The following is a 19,410-nucleotide window of genomic DNA, read 5'->3' as shown; positions in this document are numbered from 1 at the left end:
TAAAATTCAAAATCAGAATAAGCTCTATTAAAATTGTTCATTCGATACTGTTACCGGCTGACCCTGTCACATCGCTATTGTTAATCATATACTGTGCAAATGGCGTCAACGATAACGCTCCGACCTCTTCCATAGTAAACCATTGTGCGCCCAGTGAATCCTCGCCATCCGGTTCCCTTTTGATCTCATAAGGCCGACTTTCGCTTGTCAAATATACATCGTACAAAATTCCAATATGGTGCAGCTCTTCCGGCTCGCCTTGGTGCATCCACTCCAGTACATTCGCCTCCGCAGAACGAATCACCAATTGTAGATTGGAAAGGCCTGTCTCCTCTTCGAACTCACGGTGTAGGGCGAACTCCGGTTTCTCACCAAACTCCAACCTTCCTCCAGGTAAATCCCATTTCCCCTTATAGGCTCCTCTTGCCTTATGAACTAACAGAACTTTTTGCTCCCAGGTGACTAAACCATATACCCCCATATGTGTGTACCGATCCACTTAAAGGTTCTTCCTCTCATTAGTAAGATGTGGCCCTACTCTTCCTAAGAGTCTCCCGACTCTAGCGATAACCGGATAATCAGTTTCTTCACCCTCAATCAACAATGCAGTAAACCCTGCCTCCGAGCCGGATTGATGATTCTCACTGTTGATATTTTCACTTCTTGTTCTCCTCCGCAACGGTTTCCAGGTCCAGTGCCAAACGGATCATATCCACGCAGCGAATACCGTCTTCTATAATTTCTTCTTCATAATGTTTCACAAAGAAATCCCGATCGACCCCTATAATGCGAAAACCGCAGCGTTGATACAGCTTCAACTGATGAAAACTTGAGTTGCCTGTCCCGATTTCTACCGTTCGACCACCGAGCCTGCGTGCTGCTTCTATCGCTTCCTTGATCATGTGTTTGCCAACGCCCTGTCCTTGTAATTCTTCCTGTACGGCGATATTCACAATCTCTACCGTCTCTGGACGTGTCTTCAATAAAACAAACTCTCCCACCATTTCTCCTTCATACTCAGCGATAAAACAAACACCGCGACTTAGATATTCGTCAACTATGGCTTTGGACGGATCCGCCATCAGTAAAAGTTCATAAGGTTTTTCTTCTTCCCAGTCCAAAATTCGGAACGACAATTTCACAACAATCTCCACCTTTTCATCGTACAATATTCATTCCTGCCCGTTTGCTGAAGCCTATGTATGGCTAGATCTCCAAATAAATAACAATCTTCCTGATACAAATGTTTGGTCGACATTCAGATTTTTCTTTACAGAACCTCGGGTTAGATCGAATTGATCCAAAATGTTAATCCAACAGTCTATTTCCCAATCTATTAGCTATTCGCCGCACCGGATTGATTTTGATAATGACGAATCACCATACCAGATGCTTTATGCATACCCTTTTTCTCGTAGAACGGCTGGAGCTCGGCATCACACAAGAGGTCAATCATGTAGAGACCGCTAAGGCGATTGAACATACGCTTGATGAGGTCCGTTCCGATCCCCTTACCCTGATACTCCGGCAGCACTTCCAATAACGGAATGTATGCACTAAGAACACCGTCCGAAATCGCCTGAATAAAGCCCACTACATTCCCTGTGTCCTCATCAACAGCCAGTTCAACAGCATAAGACTGTTTCAATAATTTCAGAAAAGTAGGCGTAGATGGAGGATTGGGCCAACCATCAAAAAAACGTCCGCCAAGCTGGTCTGGGCCTATCCCCTCCAACGTGTCACGAAATGTGATTTTCATACAGCTAGTCACCTCCTATAAAAATAGTAAACTTCATTATATCATAATATCTGGATATAAATATATAGAATTGGATAAACAATAGGAGTGTTTTACTTATTTAACTTTACTCTGTTCAAGAACCGAGTCGTTATACACCTTAAACGTCTCCTTTAGTGTACGTCCGGTTGATTTCTCCCAGATCACACTCCGCTCAAACGTACCTGCTTGAAAAAATCGTGGGAAACGTTCTGCAAACCAATCCTGCATCGGCAATTCAAGAGCCTGGCTCACAGGAATCCAAAACAGTTCGCCTTCTGGCGGATTACTCAGCAGCTCTCCCTCAAAGGAAGTAGCCAGATAGTTGAATACCATATAGCGCAACCCTTGCTCTGGATCACAAAACTCATCAAGTCCTTTATATGTAATCTCATTCACTACAAGCCCTGTTTCCTCTTGAACTTCCCTTATGGCGCCATCCACAATACTTTCCGGAAAATCCACCTTTCCTCCAGGAGCAATATATCCCGGAAATCCTTTACGATCCGGTCGATTCATTAATAGTACCTTATCATTACGCTTGTCCCACACCATACACATCGTTAAAATCTCAGTTTTAGTGTCCATGTTTGTCCTCCCAATTGCCTTATCTAAACCTAATCCCTTGAAATTTATTTCTGGTACGAAGATAGATTTTCCTGCTTCAATCTCTATTCCGAATCCATCTTAACTTTTCAAACTATCTGCAAATTCATCCATTTCGATATAAACACATACGAAAGACGGACACCAGAAATTTCGGAAGCCCGCCTTTTTGGATATGCTTGTTTCTTGTGTCCCGAAGCATTGGGATATGCACACTTTTCAGCTCATGCCTGTAATCAATACACGGCGTTCTTTCCACTCCGCTCGGCGATATGCCTGCAGCATACCGAACTTGCGGATGCTCGCTTTCGGTACCGATTTGTAAGGCATAGTAACGGTAAAGTCTTCGTCAAACGGCACAAAGGATATCCCTACTTTCTCGTTGGAGAGCCATTCCGCCTGAATCGGATGTCTTGAACACGCATCAAAGGTACAACCAAGTCCATCGGCAAAGAAATCATACCGTGCAGCAGGTGTTCCAGGTTCCTCCATACAGAGAAACAGACTCAGCTGGTCACAAAAAAGCATGATTTCCACATCACTTTTCAGCCTTTGTTTCAATGCCTCACGATCACCAAGCTGCTGTTCCCAGCTTAACTGATGCTCCCGTTCAACGTTCAGATACTCCCTGATGTCTTCATCATCATGCGCGTTCGCACCCAGATTGTTCTGAAACAACTCCGTGTACATCATGCTGCATAACAACCCGGCGTACAGGTTTTTCTCACGCACTTCTTCAATGCCTTTACGATAAAATACAAATCGCGGACGCAGCGGAAAATCACGAAACGAATACGGTGTCTGACTATAATCATTCCAGAAAGGAGCAGCATCCAGTTCAATCCATCCCCGATCATGCTCTCTTGCGGCAATAATCAGCTCTTCCCGATGCGCTGCATCGGCGAGCAACTCCGTTTTCCAATGGGAAGCCATTTCTCCGGCTACTAGTCCATGCTCATGCTGCGCGGTCAAAACAAAATCATGCTCTCTCTCATATACGATCATTTGCTGTCACCCTTCCGCATGGTATACGTTGACTTTAACATAAATTGGTTTAAACTTTCCTTTAAGTTGCTTTTCATTCAACTTTCAGGGAATATACAAGAGTGCCATCAAGGTAAAAGTGTTGTCAGTTCCCTGAAATTTGGTACACTAAAGGTTGTGCCAACATAACATTACATACAGAAAGCGGGATCTCATGAATTTATACTCTCCTTACATCGAGTTTAACCGCAAGGAATGGGCTGACTTGAAGGAACATCAGACCACTCTTCCACTAACGGAAGCGGAATTGGAACAGCTAAAGGGATTAAATGAAGAGGTATCCATTCAAGAAGTTGAGGATATTTATCTACCTCTTACCCACTTTATTGACTTATATGCAAGAGCTTCACGAGAGCTGAATCGATTAACGGCCTCTTTTATAAAAAAAGAAGCACACCCCGCTCCCTACATCATTGGCATTGGGGGAAGTGTTGCCGTAGGCAAAAGCACAACGGCCCGCCTGCTCCAGGCTATGCTTGCCAGAGGCAAAGGACATCCCAAGGTGGATCTGGTTACCACAGATGGTTTCCTGTATCCCAATGCTGTGCTGCAAGAGAAAAACATCATGAACCGGAAGGGATTCCCGGAAAGTTATGATATCAAATCCCTTATTCAATTCATGGGTGACGTCAAATCAGGCAAACCGAAAGTGATGGCTCCCGTATATTCCCATCTTGCCTACGATGTCATTGCAGGTGAGGAAAAGGCCATCTGTCAACCCGATATCCTCATTATTGAAGGAATTAACGTGCTCCAGGTCAAGAAGGAAACCCCGCTGCTCGTCAGTGACTTTTTTGACTTCTCCATCTATATCGATGCCGAGGAGGATCATATACGCCACTGGTACATTGAGCGTTTCAAGTTGCTGCGAAATACAGCATTTCAGAATGAGAATTCCTTCTTCCACAGCCGTTTTGCCAATCTGGAAGAAGAAGAAGCTGTACTTATGGCAAGTCAGATCTGGAAAGATATCAATGCCAAAAACCTGCACGAAAACATCTTGCCAACCAAAGGACGAGCCCGACTGATTTTGAAAAAGGAAGCCGATCATTCCATTCAGCGTATCCGATTGCGCAAGCTGTAATCGTAACAACAGGCAGAGAGCCTACTGTACTGCTTAATACCCAATTAAAAGGAGACAAGACACATGCAGACCCTGGTTATACTCGGAAGTATCATGATGTTTCTTGCTGTTGCCCTGGGCGCCTTTGGTGCACATGCACTCAAGCGCAAAATGTCTGCTGACATGATCAAAATATATGAGACCGGCGTCCAGTATCATCTGGTTCACGGACTTGGGATCATCCTGCTTGGACTGCTCGCTGATCGACAGGATCAAGCTTCTCTCATTTTGCTCGCCGGATGGCTGTTATTTGCCGGTATTCTTCTATTCTCGGGCAGCCTGTACGTACTGAGCGTAACAGGTGTCCGCAAACTGGGAGCCATCACACCTCTGGGCGGAGTAGCGTTCCTGGCTGGATGGGTCGTGTTAATCATTGCCGTATTGTAGACCATAACTGTATAAACGGAAGAGAGTGTTCTAGCCGATCATCACTGTCGCTGGAGCACTCTCTTTAAATTTAATCTGGCCATATACGGCGAATGCTGCAAGAGGTACCATCCCCAGGCTGTTTTTTCATGACATATACATCAGGATTGGTGAGATTTTTCCAATCTTCGAATCCAAAGGATGCATCGTAACTGCGAAGCAAAAGGGATAACATATTGCCATGTGTGATCACCGCAGAACTGCGCTCCGATCGATTCCATAGCTCCCCCAGCACCTCAAGGCCCCGCGCTGTAGCGAAGCGCGTAGACTCCCCGCCTTCTCCCGTCCAATCCTCGTCGGTATATGTACGTTTCAGCACATCCATCCAGTTATCCAGATGAAGGGTACTCAGAACCCTCTCCTGAAGACGTTCATCCGTATGTATATGCCGAAGGGCGACTCTGCCCAGTGGTGCAGCGGTTTGTAGGGCCCTTTTCCATGGACTGGACACGATGTATTCGATATGGTGCGCTGCCAGCCTCTCAGCAAGTTCCTCTGCCTGACGAAGTCCTTCTTCTGTAAGTCCGGCTTCCGGCTCTTGTCCTGTTGCTTTGGCGTGACGAATAAGATAAACAGACTCCATAGCCGTTTACCTCACCTCCTCTCGTTAACTTACAAGGAATGTTGTATCTCCAGATAACGGAGTGCGATGCTCATATTTTCCAGGTCTTCCGCACGTCCAGACGAACTCAGAAATGTAATTTGCTGTTCTGTATTCGCACCCGTCTGATTGCCCAATCCAAGAAGCTGCTTCAAGCGGTTAACCGTCCCCGTACTGCCATCAATAATTTGGATATGATTGGGCAGAACCGATCGAAGAATGGATGTGTAGAACGGATAATGCGTGCAGCCCAGTACAACGGTACCGTATAAATTCAGATCAAGATCAGCGAGTTTCAGGCGGAAATACGCTGCAATCTTCTGCGGGTCAAATTCCAGCTGTTCACACCACTCCACAAGTTCAGGCAGCGGAATGGAATCCACGCTGTGATGATCATCCACTCGGGATACCAATTCATTATACTTCGTTTGACTCAAGGTCAGAGCTGTAGCAAATACAAGCACTCTTTTGCCGCTTTTCCGATTCATTTCCACTGCCGGTTTCACAGCGGGTTCCATCCCGATGACAGGGATATCGTACTTGGCACGCAAATCCTGCACGGCCAGACTCGTTGCTGTATTACAGGCTATCACGATCGCTTGCACATTTTCCTGAACAATAGCCTCCACACAATCGAAAACATGCCCTCTAACCTCATCCGCAGACTTGGTCCCGTAAGGAACATGCAGTGTATCTGCATAATACAGAAACTGTTCTTCAGGGAATTGATGCAAAGCCTTATGCAAGACGGTTAAACCACCGATTCCCGAGTCAAAAAATGCAATTTTCTTCTTCAAGGGTTTCACCTCTATACGTGTATTCTTTCGGGTTCCTGGAACCTCTCATTCCTGCTCATGATGACTGGAGGTGAGTTATTTTATTCTACTTTCATTTTATACTCTCTGAGCCAGTCTTTGCCACTTTGCCAGTTTTCCACCGGATTGTGTGCTCCAAGCAGTTCCACACTCGCCTGAGCCATGACCCATTCCTTCAGCCCGTCGTTCGAGCTTGACTCCAACTGCTGAATCAGGACGTTCAGTCCCTCTTCACCAGTATCCAGAATCTGAACATACGCCGCTGTGTTAGCAACAATATAATCACCTGGATTACTACTGGTCAGAGTCATCTCAGGACCGTTCACGATTTGCTGAAGGTTACTTTCAATCTTCCAGGTTACGTCCTGACTTTCTGCCTGATTCGAGCATGCTGCCAACGTCCATGCTGTACATACTATCACCATGCCACTTGCAATATGTTTACGATTCATGGAATCACTCCTACCCCTGTTAGTCCACAAGATGATGGATATATAACCTTGTTTCTTTTGCAAAATGAACAGCATGTTCAATAAACTCGGCAAAGCTATGATCATAATTATACTCATCCCGATAGATACGAATATGTGCTTCAATGACATATTGCAGGTCCTTTTCTACAAAAGTCCTAATCATTGCTGCACCACCGACTTTTATTTCCGGGTTTCAATACAGTGTATTGACGTTCTTCATTCAGCATAGATGAATCCATCCTTATTATGACGACGTCGTGATGCTGAAATCCACCCCAAACTGGATGAGTCCCAGCTTCCGGGCAACCGTCTGCGAAGCCATATTATCCCATGATGTACTATAGATCGGAATTCGCCCGCTCTCTTTAACATGAACCTGCCAGCACTTTACCGCCTCTGCTGCATACCCCTGTCCTCTGAAACTAGGTGCCGTATACAGACTCGCCTCAGCCCCCTGTGTGGATACACGGGCGGAACAACATACAGCGACAGCCGAATCCTCAATGACATAAGCGGCAACAGGCATTTTCTCATGCAGCTGTTCTATTAATTCAGGAAAATGCTCTTTCAGCTGAAAGGTACACGGATTACCTATAAGCTGAACATTTGGATGCCATTCGTCACACTTCTCGGGAAAGGTATAAGCCGGGCCCATCCATACACCCTTCACTGGTCTGAAAGTCTCTACCTTTTGAATCAACTTTGGAATATCAAGCGGAAGCTCCGATTCACAGCCTAGTTCCTTAATCAGAAAGGACGGTAACTGCTCATGATAATAGGAACATTGCCCGGCAGAAGTTATTCCAATAAATAAGGCTGGAGCCTGCCCGCCATCCGGTTCGTTAATGCTTAAGAGACGGTGCTGGTCGTCCATCATATACAATGTATCTGCCTGTATTTTCATCATATCCATGGGTGAAATGATGGACAAGCTCTTCATATTTACCGAATCATCCTTTGCAGAAATTCAAGCCTATCCATTTTCTTAACCCTGAAGCAGTCAAATCATGCCAGGAGGTTTGTTTGGTAATTGATCACGATCAGAACAGGCATAAAGGTCTTTGTACGATCCTGACATGTGTATCTGCACATTAACAAGCACCCCCTCATTAATTTCCATTATACGGTATATTCCTTCCAGATACGAATGAAGATTGCGCAATTGCGAATGTGTAATATACGTGAGGATTTTACGAGCCAGACAACGATCCAATATAGCTTATTTATCCTGCATCACAGCTTTTTTCCAAGCATGACTTAATTCTGTAACCGACTCATATCGCTGAGTTCGTTCTGGATTAACCGCACGAACAACCACCTGGTACAATGCTTCTCCGGCATCCCATCGGGCATACGAACGATCCAGCTCTCCACCAAGCAGTGAGAAAGCCATTGCTCCCATATTGAACACATTCGTGACTTCCATTGGCGCACCCAACTCAAATTCCTCAGGAGACATAAAGCGGGATGAACCCCACATCCGTCCCATCGTATTCATGAAAGAACCCTTTCGATACAGATCAATATCACATATTTTCATCGTTTGTTTGTCAAAATCATAGATCAGACTGCCATCGTAAAAATCAACGGCCACATATCCTCTCTGCTGCACTTCAATATGGAAATCCAGAATTTGCTCCATCGCCCGAATGCGTGTCTTTACCGGGAGCTGTCTGAAACGATAATACGGCGAACGAGGGTCCTCATATTTGGCTGGCGGTGGATAATCCCAGTGGGAATGCAGACATTCCCCTTCCACCCAATCGAATACACAGACGTAGCCATGTTCCGTTGCAAAATGGTCTTTTAAATGAATTAATGTGTCATGTGCCAAATCTTCATATATTGAAACGGATGATTTCAGATTGTCAATTGCTTGGGAAGGGCTCCCTGAACTATTCGCATGGATCGTGCGTGCTCCAGCATATTTCACGAAGTACCTCTCTCCGTCCTGACTCAGAACACCAAAGGACAAATTGCCGGAATCCTGCTGATCAAACACACGAAATACAGTACCCAGGCGCGCAATCCACTCGAATGAATGAGCTTCTTTTAACTCAAAAGAAATGCCGTCAAGTTCAAGTTGAATCGAGTCCATCATATGTCACCAGCTGCTTCAACATGCTCATCGCTCACATTCAAACACTCAGCATAAAAGTACGTCATATGAGCCTCATCGTAGCCCTTTCCCTGAACGACCAGGGCATTACGCTCAATGCCATAAGTTTCAAATCCATACTGCTCATACAATCGCCTTGCTGACTCGTTTGTGGTAACCACACTGAGATTGATTTGCTCTATGCCTTCCAGCTCCCTGCCCCGATCCAACACTTCGCGGAGCAATCGGGAAGCAAGTCCACATCCACGATATGGTGGTGAAACATAGACTCCCCAGATGTACCCTTTGTGCCTTAGCTTAAGACCATGTTCCCGTTTGAATCCCATCGTTCCTGCGAGAATGCCTTCTTCTGTGAAAGCCCCCAGAATGTAATCATCAGCTTCATTATGTATACGTTCCTGGACTTCACTCATGGGAAGCTGAATCGACAATTCAAATGAAGCCCCGAAGGCTTCCGGATGATTTTTCAGCGCCTCCAGCCGCAAAGGCCAATACTGTTCTGCCTCATCTCTACGTATATTGCGAAGGATGAACACGTCCTCCTTTTGACTTTCATTCATTCTTCAACCACTCCCTGCATCTCATAAGGATAATCGATCTGGAGCTTCACATTCGCTGCGGCTTCCTGGCCTGCAAGCAAACCTACGACATAGATTCCAAGATCAATCGACGTCGCTACCCCTCCGGCTGTAATTACATTTCCGTGCTTCACAATCCGGGTTTGAATAACCTCATCTACGTAAGGCTCAAGCAAATCATAGACATTGGGATGCGTCGTTGCTTTTTTACCTGATAAAAAACCTGCCGCCCCCATGAGCAGAGAGCCTGTGCACACGGACACCTTCAGCGGAACATTCTCAGCCTGTCGAAGCCACCCTATGAAAGCCTCATCGAATCGAAGCTTACGTGTTCCCATGCCACCAGGTACAAAAACGAGATCATATTCCGCCAAATTAGGCTTCACCCGGCCCACCTTCAACGTTAAACCCGATTCGTCCGTAACCTGGTCTGTCATCGCACATGTTTCCCATGTTGTGCCTTTGGTTTGTTCAAAGAAATTCAACCGATTGATCACATCATAAAATCCTGCAAAATCAAGGAAAGTTAAACCATCAAACAAAACAAAAGCGATTTTCATATAAAGGCCTCCAGTGTTTTTTTATTTGGTGATTGAGTTTCTTAGCTGATTCTATTTCAATCCACGCGCAATAATCCACTCCAGCCATTTCCATGGAAGCAGCAGCTTGCCGATGATGAGCAAACGCGAGCCTTTGCCCAGCGCATAACGAAGCCTTGGTGCACGCATCCGTGCAATACGAGCAATCAGATCGGCCACTTCCTGCGGATCGGGTGCAGTCTCTCCAGCATGCTGGGAATAACGAAGAACCGCGTCCAGCTTATCTTTATAGGGAGAATGTTCGCTCCTGTGAATTTCGCCCAAACCTTTACTCCAGATGGGTGTACGATAAGCACCTGGCTCTACGAGCACAACCCGGACGCCGAACGAAGACATCTCATGACGCAAACTTTCCGTGAAACCTTCCACGGCGAATTTGGATGCAGCATACGGCGCATAACCCGGGAAACCGGACAATCCACTGACGCTGGACAAGTTGATGATCAATCCCTGCTTTTGCTCACGCATGACAGGCAGGACCGCACGTGTAACGGCAATCAAGCCAAACAGATTCGTTTCCATTTGCCTACGCCAATCATCCATGGATACTTCCTCAATAAATCCGCCAAGCGCAAACCCTGCATTGTTCACCAGCATATCGATCCGCCCATTGTTCTGAAGTACTGTCTGAACAGCCTCCTGCACTGAATCAGCATCCGTCACATCCAGCCGAATAACCTGTACCCGATCCGAGATACCCTCCTGCTCCGCCAGCCTTACTAATTCCACATTCCGACTCAAATCTCGCATCGTTGCCACAACACGATATCCTTGTTTAGCCAGCGTAACCGCCGTAAGCATACCGAATCCACTCGAAGTACCCGTAATTAACGCCACCGGAGCGTTCGGATCAACTTCCTTCAACCTTTTCACTGTTGATCCTGTTTCGCCCCGTATATGTTCATCCTCTGTCTGTATCTTCTGTTCTGCCATCTGCTTCACCTCTTCCCTCAGTGGATTCATCAGCATTCCCACATACACACGCAGCTCCCGGCACAGGATGTAGCCGTGCATATCAGCAGTGTCAGCATTACGCTTTACCCAAGCTGTCTCTCCACTCTGCGCAGCTTCGTTACTCCCGCTTCAAACGTATAAGGAACAAATCTGATCTCCGGTACGCTACATTCCAGCCGCGCTCCCAGCTTCATCAGCTCACGCTGCACATCAACCTCAACCTGCTGCATCCCTTTTCCTCCTCTGAGCCGAAGCGATATCTCCAGCGTCCCGCTACCTCGCTGTACGACACGATAATGTTCGATCGCCGGAGAGGCTGCAATCACCGCACGCGTAACAAAGTCCGGAAATACAGGTACGGCTTCACCCGTTTGTCGATGTGGAAAATAAAGCGTGTCATCACAGCGTCCTTCGATCCGCTCAATGGTCGTAAACGGAGAACCACAGGCACACGGCACCGCCGCCTCGGTCAGAATGTCGTTTAGCCGATACCGGATAATCGGCTGTGAGGTTCTGGAGAAGTCCGTGATCACAGGAACGAACCTCCGGGTCGCGGGATCAATGAACTCTTTTTCAATATGAACGATGTCTTCATTCAAATGCAGTGTGCCGAAGCGACAGGTTGCACCCAGGAATCCTTCCGTACACTGGTACACCTGATGAATCGTTTGTCCAAAAACATGCTCGAGCACCTTGCGATCCAGCGGGTCCAGCACTTCGGCTACCGAAATGATTTTGTCCGGTACGGTGGTCAATGTGCCTAACGTATAGGCGTCAGCCAGCATTCTCAGCATGGAGGGCGGCGCTACCCATATGGTGGGTCGGTATGTTTCCATACGTTCAACCAGCGCATCCACACGCTCCAGCAGATCAAAATATTGAAATTGCAGCTTGCCCCGCTGCACCGATTCATACAGATTACTGTTGGCCCGCAGGAAAAAGGCGATCTTGGCAGGCTTCCACAGTCCGCCAGGCAAAAGCTTGGCCAGCACTGTCCCTGTCCACGCATCCTGTTCCCGATCACTCACCAGAAACAACCCCCGGTTGCCTGATGTGCCCGAGGACAATCCTACCGTCACGCCCTGAATGGATGGCTTGAAATTACGCGTTTCCTCGCTTTCCCCGGCGAGAGCCATCGCTTCATCCTTGGAAATGCCTAACGTATTAAGTCGATCGAAATGGTGCATCATGATCGTTTTGTCGATTAGCGGAAAGCTTCTCCAGTTGGATGCATCAACCTCACCCCACCACTCCCGGTAAAATGGTGACTTTTCACGAACCCGTCCCACTTGCCGAATGATCTGGTGTTCCTGCCAGCGTTCAAGCTGCGCTCGTGTTTTCCATTTTCTCAATCCCCGTGCAAGTAAATAATGATAGACAATACGCATGGTATTACTCATACATCCTCAGCCCCTATACCCCAAGCATCCAACGCCGCACGGCAATGGCTGGGCACAATCCGAATCGCGGGAAAATGCTGATGCAGCTGCACCAGTCTGTCAAAATTCCTTCGATAAGCCAGACGATCTGACATAATCATTCCAGCCAGCGCATGAGGTCTGCGTTGTTCCTGGAAAGCACGACTCGACCACACCGCGTCTGCGCACAGAAAATAGTCATGCGCCTCTGTACCGAGCAAAATGCCCATCATGCCTTCCGCATGGCCAGATACGTCAACTCCCAGCAGACTGCCATCACCGAAAATGTCGTATACCTCGGAAAAAGGAAAATCCTCGCCCGCTCTCATCCATCGCTCCGACGGCTTCGTAACAGGTAATGATCGGGCATCAAAGTCCTCTGGCAGCAATCCGGGCAGAAACCCTGCCTTTACAGCTGCAATCGGGCCAAGGGAACGCACGGCGTCATAGGCGCTTGGCAGATAGATCAGCTGCGCCTGTGGGAAATCCCGCACACCGGCGATATGATCCCCATGAAAATGCGAGAGGATGATGTACCGGATATCCGAAGCTTTCAGTCCTATACGGGCCAGAAAATGCACCGCACTGTCTTCTTCACGATATACCACAGGGGTAATATGGCGGTACAGTGCGTTTGGCAAGTGTGTAGTTTCCTTGAAAAAACGGGAGCTATATCCCGTGTCCAGCAGAATCAGACCATGTACAGGGTGAATGATGCAGGCAAAGCCTGCCGGAAAAGCCACCGGACGCAACCGTCCACCACGCAGCGTCAGAAACTCCGGATGCGTGCAGTAACCTGCTGCACCCAGATGAAGTTTTACGGATGTGGTTGTCAGCATGATTCAGCCCTCCACCAGTCTGCAAATTGTTTTAACCCCTCATCAATGGACACCCGAGGCACGTACCCCAGCTTCTCACGGGCTTCTGTAATATCCAGCGTCTGCGGGATGGATAAGGAGCCAACGGTATACCGTGTCAGTTGAGGTTCACCGAACGCAGGAATCAAGCGGTGTACACGTTCCAACACTGCGGCTGCTCCGTATGCTGCTCTGTAGGGTATATTCCGACGGCGTAAAGGCATTTCCAGCATTCCAAACAACCTGCTCACCAAATCCTGGAACGGTCTCGGATCTCCATTGGAGATATTGTAGGCACGGCCCAGCGCTTCAGTCCCGACATCCCGGCATAACAACAGCGCATCCACCACGTTACCCACACAAGTCAGATCGATTAAAGCCTGTCCGCCTCCGATCATGGGCACGCCTGATTTGGCATTGGCTGCAACGATTCTGGGAAAAAGCGTCTGGTCGTACGGGCCGAATATGGCTCTGGGACGAATCATGATCGATGGAAGTCCATTGGCATGAGCCTGCAAAACCACTTGCTCGGCAAGACGCTTGGTGGCTGCATAATGATTAGCCGGTTTGGAGGGCAAAGGATCATTCTCATGTATGTCATATCGGGGACTGTAGTTAAAATATATGCTTGGCGTTGATATATGGATGAAGCGCTGTATGCCACCTTTCATACAACGGTCCACCAAATGCTGTGTCCCCTCCACATTGCTGCTGTAAAAATCCCGGTATTTGCCCCATGGCGACGATAATGCCGCACAGTGAAACACAACATCCTGACCCGAGCAGGCCTCATTCACCGCCGCCTCATCCCGTATATCTCCGTTGTAAAATCGGATGCCTGCCGACTCAAGCTCTGCACCGTGCTGTTGCTGGCGTCCCAGACCCGTAACTTCCCATCCTTGCTCCGCAAGCCGTATCGCCAGATGCCTGCCCAGACATCCGGTTGCTCCTGTAACCAATGCTCTATTCATCGTTGTTCACCGTTCCATTCTATGTCGTGAGTCAAAGCTTCAGTCAGCGAAAGTTTATGTTTCCTTGCCAGCCGCCAGGCGGACAGTACAACCGCGAATTGCTCAAACCAAGGTTTCGCATCATGTCTCAGGTACACCACATCCCTCGTTCCTCGCCAAGCTGTCATCCATGCTCGCAAGCTGCCCGGCTGCAAGAGTTGCTGCAATCCACTTCCCAGCATCGGAAGCATCAACATCGCCTTACTGCCCAACTTGGGGATGACCACTGTTCCTTCTTTCACTAGCTTATCAGGCGCAATCAGCGCTTGCACCAACTCGTCTCCATGGTAAAATAAATGGATTCCACTCGTCGCCCTCGGATTACATTCAATGGCATACAAGTGTCCGTCCTCTGTTTCGATAAAATCAAAACCAATCTGCCCGCTAAACCCGGTCGCCTGCACAAATTGACTTACCCACTTGTAAACTCCTTCATGCTCCACATGTTCGAAATAAACACTGGCCCCCACGCTGCCCGTTCGGTAGCGGCTGTCATAGGTGGTATGTGCAACGATATTCCCTTCGTACGCTACGCTGTATGTACATAACATTTGCCCGGCAACATAAGCCTGCGCAACCCAAGGGGAAGCCAAGGATATTTCCGTGTCACCAGGAGGATCATTCTGTAAACGGTGCTGCTTCATTTTTCCTGCGTATATCTTCTGATTAGATTCAGGTGCGTCTCCATCAAAGTCTGCTGTGGAGGATATCGGCATACGAACTCTGGCGGCAAAGCGGGAATACACGGGCTTCCATACCCATTCCCCCTCTATTTCCAGAACAGCCTGCACTTCCATCCATTCCTGCCGACTGTTGATCAGACGAGTATCCGGGACCGAAAGACCAAGCGACGCTGCAAGCTGGATAAAGTCATATTTATGATGCAATTCGTGCAGCTGCTCCAAAGAAGAGACAAGTACACGGCAGTGATCGCCCAGCCTCGCTGCTCCTTGAGCAATATAAAAAACTTCCTCACACATCGGAATCAACAAGTCGATCTGCCAGGCTTGAACCAAACGCTCCATCTCGAACAAGTAATTCTCTGTTTCATGACGCGGAGATGGAACCATGAAGCACCGCTCCACCGCACTGGAAAATCTGCATAAATGACGGACCGCACTCTCCGCGACGTAAACCCGGTGACCTGCACGATGAAGCATACGCGCCAGATCCAGTGTTACCGGGGCACGACCACCCGTGAGCAGCACGTTAAAGGATGGGGATGCTTGATGTCCATTCTTCGTGAACCTAGTAGTCAAAAATAAGTCCTCCCAGTGACAATCCGGCGGCTGTACCGATCATTAACACCCGATCTCCCCGCTGAATACGCTGCTGCTTGATCGCTTCATGCAGCCCCATCGGAATGGAAGCGGCAATCGTATTGCCGTGATTTCGTGTAATGTCCATAAAACGGTCCTCTTCGATTCCCAGCTTTTTGCGGATCAGCCGCATCGCCATCGCACTTCCCTGATGCGGAATCACCAATTGGAAATCCTCCATCTGATTACCGGTTGCCAGCAACATATCGTCCATAAATGCTGGCAGCAATCTGGAAGCCATGCGGAAGATGGCCTGCCCATCCATATGAAAAAGGTAGGGCGCCGGCTGCTCTGCCATATAATTCGAGGCATGCAGACGAGTGCCTCCACCGGCAATTTCCGAGAATCGTGCGCCGCGGCTGTACGTTTTCAAGGAAGCATGTACAATCTGCGAAGACTCCCCTTCAGCAGTGCGTTCAATAATGACGGCGGCGGCTCCGTCCCCAAACAGGGCAGCACTTTCCTTATCTGACCAATTCAATCCTTTGGAAGCAATCTCCGTAGCTACAAGCAGCACCCTTTTATAACGCCCGGCATCCACCATGTAGGAAATGACATCCAGCCCGTTCAGGAAACTTAAGCATGTCGCATCCATGTCAAAAGCGGGTACACCTGAATCCTGCTCCCCCATCGCCTGCTGAATGAATACCGCCGTACTGGGTAAAGGTTGTTCTTTCGTACCGCTCGTACACACCAAACAGTCTATATCTGCAAACGTCAGTCCTGCATCCGCAAGTGCGGCTTCAGCAGCTCTCGCTCCCATGAATGAAGAGGTCTCTGCACCCGAAGCATAGTGACGCACACCCACACCTGTTGCTTTGCTGACCCAGCCCGCAGGTACGTGCAAACGGCGATCCAGCTCCTCGTCGGTTACTTCCTGTTCAGGCAAATACTTGCCTGTTCCAACAATTCTCACTCTTCTAAGTTGCATATGACTAACCTCTTTCTCTTCTTCTGACTGATCGATATAAGTTCTACTAATGAATATCTACACGGACACTCCGATGACAGGACAACCTTTCGATCACAGTATCCCAAGATTATTTGATTCCTTTTTTAAGGAGGAACATACGGCAGAAGGGGCTGTACCATAAGTCATGAGTATGACGAGGAACATCCCTTTTTAATGTTATTTTGATTTAATGAATCCAGCACACGCTATTTCCCCTGCTTCAATATCTCGGCTAGTGCAAGATCGAGCGTATCATATCTGAACGTAAATCCTTCCCGTTCCAGCCTTTCAGGAATCACCCAACGACTTTTGAGAACCAGTTCAGTTTCGGTCCGAATGAATCGCGCTCCCAATTCCAGCATCCAGCGAGGTGAAGGAAGCCCAATCCGAACTCTCATCCGCCGCCTCAGACTCTCCATAAGCTGGCGGTTCGTGACAGGATGCGGAGAGGAAGCATTAAACACACCCTCCAGTTGCGTATGCTGCTGGACATAGATCACCATGCGGAACAAATCCTCTATATGAATCCAGCTAAACTGCTGGGTTCCAGGTCCTTGTGATCCACCCAGCCCAAAGCGAACCAGATTGGTGAGTGGCTCCATGACGCCGCCTTTTCCCAGCACAATGGCAATCCGTAATGCAATCTGACGTGTAGACGGCAGACTGAACTCAAAAAAAGCCTTTTCCCACGCATTGGCGACATCCACCGAGAACCCGGAGCCAATCTCGCCCTCTTTCTCCGTCATGGGGCGATCTTCTGCATGTCTGTATATCGTGGCCGTGCTCGAATTAATCCATAGTTCAGGAGGGTTGCTACAAGACAGAACAGACTCGCCCAAAATGCGGGTTGTGCGTGTTCTGGATTCCAGAATGATTTTGCGGTTCTCGTCCGTGTAACGGCAGTTTACGGATTTTCCGGCCAGGTTAATCAGCAATTCTGCACCTTCAAGTGCCTGGTTGATTCCATCCTGATTCTCCCAGGCAATATGACCGGGCTGGCGTGAGATAATGAGCACCTCATAACCAAGTTCCTTGAATCTATGGGCAAAATCCTGACCAACAAACCCTGTTCCACCCGCCAACACAACCTTTTTCACGGTATCCCCTCATTTCCCTATACTGGGTAAAGAAAAACATTCTATATATGAATGAACACCGTCTCACCCGTTTGGTTTGATTTTAATTCGCGCCCAATGCTGCGTATAAGCGATTGCGTTCTTCGATCGCCCATGCGTCTGCTGGGTTTTGCTCCAACTGGTAGCGGAGCTCGTCATGGAAATCATGAATCATGAACCCTTCAGGCAAAGTCCCTAGCATGGCTGTAAAATCGTATTCCGGCAGTTTTCTTTGGACTTTACCGATCTGCTTCAACCATTCCATCCATTCGGCAAGCGATAGAACTTCTTCCTGCCATAGCTCGGCCTGTAGTCCAAGCGCATCCTGAAGCTGCTCATAGGCAAATGTCTCAGAGAAGGGGCGGCATGCTTGCACAGCCAGTTCATACAACTCGATTACTGCGCGCCGCACCTCATGCTCAAGTTCAATCTCCAATCCTTCCATGAAGTCCTGAACCTGGATGCTCAGTCCGTCATCATATAATAATGGAGCTTGTGCCAACAGACGGACAATCTCTTCCATGTCATGCGCTGAAACTTTCTTTTGCTCATAGAGAGCAGGTAACCTATATGCTGTAATGATCATTCACTCCTACATCGTTCTTCTATTAATGACGTATATTATATCATGCTTTGACATTGAAATATTTGAACACTTGAATCGTTTCTTCCAGATCCTCAGGACCTGAATATATATTCATAACTTTACCGATTTCAATTCCAAAATCCACATAAGCATTCGCCTTGGCTGTAATAATATGTCCATCAACAACCACACCTTGATTCACATATTCCCCTTGTGCTGTGACTGCTCTCATCTCCGATTCAGCATTGGTTGTAAATGTTTTGCTCTCCAATACTTGGGCTTGGCCCAACAACAATGTTCCTGCACAAATCGCTGCAATGGGAGTTTTACGCTCATTAAGTTCTTTGAGCAAGTTCATCAAGTCCGGACGTTGCAGCACTGCCGTAACATTTCCTCCGGGAATGATGAAAAGATCCACTTCGGACGGATCAATCTCATTTAATAGAGCAGAGGGATTAACTGAAAATCCCTCATATGACTGTAACGGTCCCTTTTCCAACGCCACCGTTATGATGTCTCCTTGCGTTTTCATAAAATAACAGGCTAACATAATCTCAAATGATACGTATCCTTCAAATAATAGTATGTATGTTTTCAAATCAGTTGCACCCCTTCTTTACCAGTCCGCAAACGTTGTAAAGCAGTCTGATGGTTATTTCTGATCAGATGATCATGGGTCTCATTCTCATAAATTCGTTATGGTCATCATTTGAATCCCACAGCAGGATAAAATGTTTTTTGATCCTGCTCTTCTATTTCACATAAAATGATCTTGATTAGTATCTAGTACACCCTCCCACATATATTCTCCATTTATGTTTCGATTCCCCAACTTCTTCATTGTACAAGATTCTTTCGATTGATGGTCTTTTTTACCAAAAAAAACAGCTCCTAGTATGCCGCTTTGGCGTACGGAAGCTGTCCCAGTCAAATAAAACATCTTGTATATTTTCAGGAAGCAAAAAAAATCTATATAGGTGGAGAGTTTGGTTCACTGAGAATTCGGACGGATAGTTCACTCAATACTTGTTCTGTTCG

Annotated in this window: 24 protein-coding genes; 2 read left to right on the top strand and 22 right to left on the bottom strand. The window is 47.6% G+C overall.

The features are described 5' to 3' along the window. Positions 1-37 precede the first annotated feature (37 nt). From JNUCC31_RS23950 to JNUCC31_RS23930, 5 genes are all read right to left on the bottom strand, one after another. The gene (locus JNUCC31_RS23950; protein WP_192265368.1) at positions 38-499 is read right to left on the bottom strand and encodes an NUDIX domain-containing protein; all 462 of its coding nucleotides are present in this window, start codon (positions 497-499) and stop codon (positions 38-40) included. Positions 500-656: 157 nt separating this feature from the next. After that, the gene (locus JNUCC31_RS23945) at positions 657-1,154 is read right to left on the bottom strand and encodes a GNAT family N-acetyltransferase (RefSeq protein ID WP_323374343.1); all 498 of its coding nucleotides are present in this window, start codon (positions 1,152-1,154) and stop codon (positions 657-659) included. Between the two features lie 182 nt (positions 1,155-1,336). Beyond that, entirely contained in the window at positions 1,337-1,759 is a 423-nt protein-coding gene (locus JNUCC31_RS23940) for a GNAT family N-acetyltransferase (protein ID WP_323374342.1), read from the bottom strand. Between the two features lie 96 nt (positions 1,760-1,855). Then, positions 1,856-2,365, bottom strand: a complete 510-nt coding sequence (locus tag JNUCC31_RS23935; protein WP_192265366.1) for an 8-oxo-dGTP diphosphatase — start codon at positions 2,363-2,365, stop codon at positions 1,856-1,858. A 237-nt stretch (positions 2,366-2,602) separates the two neighbouring features. Then, positions 2,603-3,388, bottom strand: coding sequence for a DUF3891 family protein (locus tag JNUCC31_RS23930; protein ID WP_192265365.1), 786 nt, complete (start codon positions 3,386-3,388; stop codon positions 2,603-2,605). Positions 3,389-3,581: 193 nt separating this feature from the next. Between JNUCC31_RS23930 and coaA the strand changes: the two genes are divergently transcribed. After that, positions 3,582-4,511 (top strand): type I pantothenate kinase, encoded by a 930-nt coding sequence (coaA, locus tag JNUCC31_RS23925; protein ID WP_192265364.1) that lies wholly within the window; start codon positions 3,582-3,584, stop codon positions 4,509-4,511. Between the two features lie 63 nt (positions 4,512-4,574). Then, positions 4,575-4,937: a DUF423 domain-containing protein gene (locus JNUCC31_RS23920; RefSeq protein WP_192265363.1), complete on the top strand. Its 363-nt coding sequence runs from the start codon at positions 4,575-4,577 to the stop codon at positions 4,935-4,937. Between the two features lie 70 nt (positions 4,938-5,007). On the opposite strand, the gene JNUCC31_RS23915 is transcribed toward JNUCC31_RS23920, so the two are convergent. The 17 genes from JNUCC31_RS23915 to JNUCC31_RS23835 form a co-directional block, all read right to left on the bottom strand. Next, positions 5,008-5,559, bottom strand: coding sequence for a histidine phosphatase family protein (locus JNUCC31_RS23915; protein ID WP_192265362.1), 552 nt, complete (start codon positions 5,557-5,559; stop codon positions 5,008-5,010). A gap of 29 nt (positions 5,560-5,588) precedes the next feature. Further along, positions 5,589-6,374, bottom strand: a complete 786-nt coding sequence (gene murI, locus JNUCC31_RS23910; protein ID WP_192265361.1) for a glutamate racemase — start codon at positions 6,372-6,374, stop codon at positions 5,589-5,591. Between the two features lie 80 nt (positions 6,375-6,454). Next, positions 6,455-6,844: a hypothetical protein gene (locus JNUCC31_RS23905; RefSeq protein WP_192265358.1), complete on the bottom strand. Its 390-nt coding sequence runs from the start codon at positions 6,842-6,844 to the stop codon at positions 6,455-6,457. A gap of 19 nt (positions 6,845-6,863) precedes the next feature. Beyond that, positions 6,864-7,028, bottom strand: a complete 165-nt coding sequence (locus JNUCC31_RS23900) for a hypothetical protein (RefSeq protein WP_192265356.1) — start codon at positions 7,026-7,028, stop codon at positions 6,864-6,866. 81 nt (positions 7,029-7,109) lie between these two features. Next, positions 7,110-7,778, bottom strand: a complete 669-nt coding sequence (locus JNUCC31_RS23895) for a GNAT family N-acetyltransferase (RefSeq protein WP_228469223.1) — start codon at positions 7,776-7,778, stop codon at positions 7,110-7,112. Between the two features lie 306 nt (positions 7,779-8,084). Next, positions 8,085-8,966, bottom strand: a complete 882-nt coding sequence (locus JNUCC31_RS23890) for a serine/threonine-protein kinase (protein ID WP_192265352.1) — start codon at positions 8,964-8,966, stop codon at positions 8,085-8,087. Then, positions 8,963-9,544, bottom strand: coding sequence for a GNAT family N-acetyltransferase (locus JNUCC31_RS23885; protein ID WP_192265350.1), 582 nt, complete (start codon positions 9,542-9,544; stop codon positions 8,963-8,965). Before JNUCC31_RS23885 ends, JNUCC31_RS23890 begins: the two co-directional genes overlap by 4 nt. Beyond that, positions 9,541-10,122, bottom strand: a complete 582-nt coding sequence (locus JNUCC31_RS23880) for a DJ-1/PfpI family protein (RefSeq protein WP_192265347.1) — start codon at positions 10,120-10,122, stop codon at positions 9,541-9,543. Before JNUCC31_RS23880 ends, JNUCC31_RS23885 begins: the two co-directional genes overlap by 4 nt. Positions 10,123-10,173: 51 nt before the next feature. Beyond that, entirely contained in the window at positions 10,174-11,175 is a 1,002-nt protein-coding gene (locus tag JNUCC31_RS23875; RefSeq protein ID WP_228469222.1) for an SDR family oxidoreductase, read from the bottom strand. Positions 11,176-11,198: 23 nt separating this feature from the next. Beyond that, positions 11,199-12,515, bottom strand: coding sequence for a F390 synthetase-related protein (locus JNUCC31_RS23870; protein WP_192265345.1), 1,317 nt, complete (start codon positions 12,513-12,515; stop codon positions 11,199-11,201). Continuing rightward, on the bottom strand, positions 12,512-13,372 hold the full coding sequence (locus JNUCC31_RS23865; protein WP_192265342.1) for an MBL fold metallo-hydrolase: 861 nt from the start codon (positions 13,370-13,372) through the stop codon (positions 12,512-12,514). Before JNUCC31_RS23865 ends, JNUCC31_RS23870 begins: the two co-directional genes overlap by 4 nt. Continuing rightward, positions 13,366-14,361: an NAD-dependent epimerase/dehydratase family protein gene (locus JNUCC31_RS23860; RefSeq protein WP_192265341.1), complete on the bottom strand. Its 996-nt coding sequence runs from the start codon at positions 14,359-14,361 to the stop codon at positions 13,366-13,368. Before JNUCC31_RS23860 ends, JNUCC31_RS23865 begins: the two co-directional genes overlap by 7 nt. Next, the gene (locus JNUCC31_RS23855) at positions 14,358-15,659 is read right to left on the bottom strand and encodes an ATP-grasp domain-containing protein (protein ID WP_228469221.1); all 1,302 of its coding nucleotides are present in this window, start codon (positions 15,657-15,659) and stop codon (positions 14,358-14,360) included. Before JNUCC31_RS23855 ends, JNUCC31_RS23860 begins: the two co-directional genes overlap by 4 nt. Continuing rightward, on the bottom strand, positions 15,649-16,650 hold the full coding sequence (locus tag JNUCC31_RS23850) for a beta-ketoacyl-ACP synthase III (RefSeq protein ID WP_192265338.1): 1,002 nt from the start codon (positions 16,648-16,650) through the stop codon (positions 15,649-15,651). Before JNUCC31_RS23850 ends, JNUCC31_RS23855 begins: the two co-directional genes overlap by 11 nt. A gap of 227 nt (positions 16,651-16,877) precedes the next feature. Then, the gene (locus tag JNUCC31_RS23845; protein WP_192265336.1) at positions 16,878-17,768 is read right to left on the bottom strand and encodes a TIGR01777 family oxidoreductase; all 891 of its coding nucleotides are present in this window, start codon (positions 17,766-17,768) and stop codon (positions 16,878-16,880) included. A gap of 82 nt (positions 17,769-17,850) precedes the next feature. Further along, positions 17,851-18,372 (bottom strand): hypothetical protein, encoded by a 522-nt coding sequence (locus JNUCC31_RS23840; protein WP_192265335.1) that lies wholly within the window; start codon positions 18,370-18,372, stop codon positions 17,851-17,853. Between the two features lie 40 nt (positions 18,373-18,412). After that, complete coding sequence (locus JNUCC31_RS23835) at positions 18,413-18,970, bottom strand: DJ-1/PfpI family protein (protein WP_192265334.1); 558 nt, start codon at positions 18,968-18,970, stop codon at positions 18,413-18,415. Positions 18,971-19,410: the final 440 nt, after the last annotated feature.

This window comes from Paenibacillus sp. JNUCC-31 (assembly GCF_014844075.1).
Taxonomy (GTDB): domain Bacteria; phylum Bacillota; class Bacilli; order Paenibacillales; family Paenibacillaceae; genus Paenibacillus.
Note: the sequence above shows the minus strand (reverse complement) of the source record. Positions and strands in the feature narration are given on the sequence as shown.

Excerpts from the sequence above, each read along its gene's own strand:
- JNUCC31_RS23940 (WP_323374342.1), bottom strand. The coding sequence starts at position 1,759 with ATGAAAATCACATTTCGTGACACGTTGGAGGGGATAGGCCCAGACCAG.
- JNUCC31_RS23935 (WP_192265366.1), bottom strand. The coding sequence starts at position 2,365 with ATGGACACTAAAACTGAGATTTTAACGATGTGTATGGTGTGGGACAAG.
- JNUCC31_RS23930 (WP_192265365.1), bottom strand. The coding sequence starts at position 3,388 with ATGATCGTATATGAGAGAGAGCATGATTTTGTTTTGACCGCGCAGCAT.
- coaA (WP_192265364.1), top strand. The coding sequence starts at position 3,582 with ATGAATTTATACTCTCCTTACATCGAGTTTAACCGCAAGGAATGGGCT.
- JNUCC31_RS23920 (WP_192265363.1), top strand. The coding sequence starts at position 4,575 with ATGCAGACCCTGGTTATACTCGGAAGTATCATGATGTTTCTTGCTGTT.
- JNUCC31_RS23915 (WP_192265362.1), bottom strand. The coding sequence starts at position 5,559 with ATGGAGTCTGTTTATCTTATTCGTCACGCCAAAGCAACAGGACAAGAG.
- JNUCC31_RS23905 (WP_192265358.1), bottom strand. The coding sequence starts at position 6,844 with ATGAATCGTAAACATATTGCAAGTGGCATGGTGATAGTATGTACAGCA.
- JNUCC31_RS23900 (WP_192265356.1), bottom strand. The coding sequence starts at position 7,028 with ATGATTAGGACTTTTGTAGAAAAGGACCTGCAATATGTCATTGAAGCA.
- JNUCC31_RS23895 (WP_228469223.1), bottom strand. The coding sequence starts at position 7,778 with ATGGATATGATGAAAATACAGGCAGATACATTGTATATGATGGACGAC.
- JNUCC31_RS23890 (WP_192265352.1), bottom strand. The coding sequence starts at position 8,966 with ATGATGGACTCGATTCAACTTGAACTTGACGGCATTTCTTTTGAGTTA.
- JNUCC31_RS23885 (WP_192265350.1), bottom strand. The coding sequence starts at position 9,544 with ATGAATGAAAGTCAAAAGGAGGACGTGTTCATCCTTCGCAATATACGT.
- JNUCC31_RS23880 (WP_192265347.1), bottom strand. The coding sequence starts at position 10,122 with ATGAAAATCGCTTTTGTTTTGTTTGATGGTTTAACTTTCCTTGATTTT.
- JNUCC31_RS23875 (WP_228469222.1), bottom strand. The coding sequence starts at position 11,175 with ATGCACGGCTACATCCTGTGCCGGGAGCTGCGTGTGTATGTGGGAATG.
- JNUCC31_RS23870 (WP_192265345.1), bottom strand. The coding sequence starts at position 12,515 with ATGAGTAATACCATGCGTATTGTCTATCATTATTTACTTGCACGGGGA.
- JNUCC31_RS23865 (WP_192265342.1), bottom strand. The coding sequence starts at position 13,372 with ATGCTGACAACCACATCCGTAAAACTTCATCTGGGTGCAGCAGGTTAC.
- JNUCC31_RS23860 (WP_192265341.1), bottom strand. The coding sequence starts at position 14,361 with ATGAATAGAGCATTGGTTACAGGAGCAACCGGATGTCTGGGCAGGCAT.
- JNUCC31_RS23850 (WP_192265338.1), bottom strand. The coding sequence starts at position 16,650 with ATGCAACTTAGAAGAGTGAGAATTGTTGGAACAGGCAAGTATTTGCCT.
- JNUCC31_RS23840 (WP_192265335.1), bottom strand. The coding sequence starts at position 18,372 with ATGATCATTACAGCATATAGGTTACCTGCTCTCTATGAGCAAAAGAAA.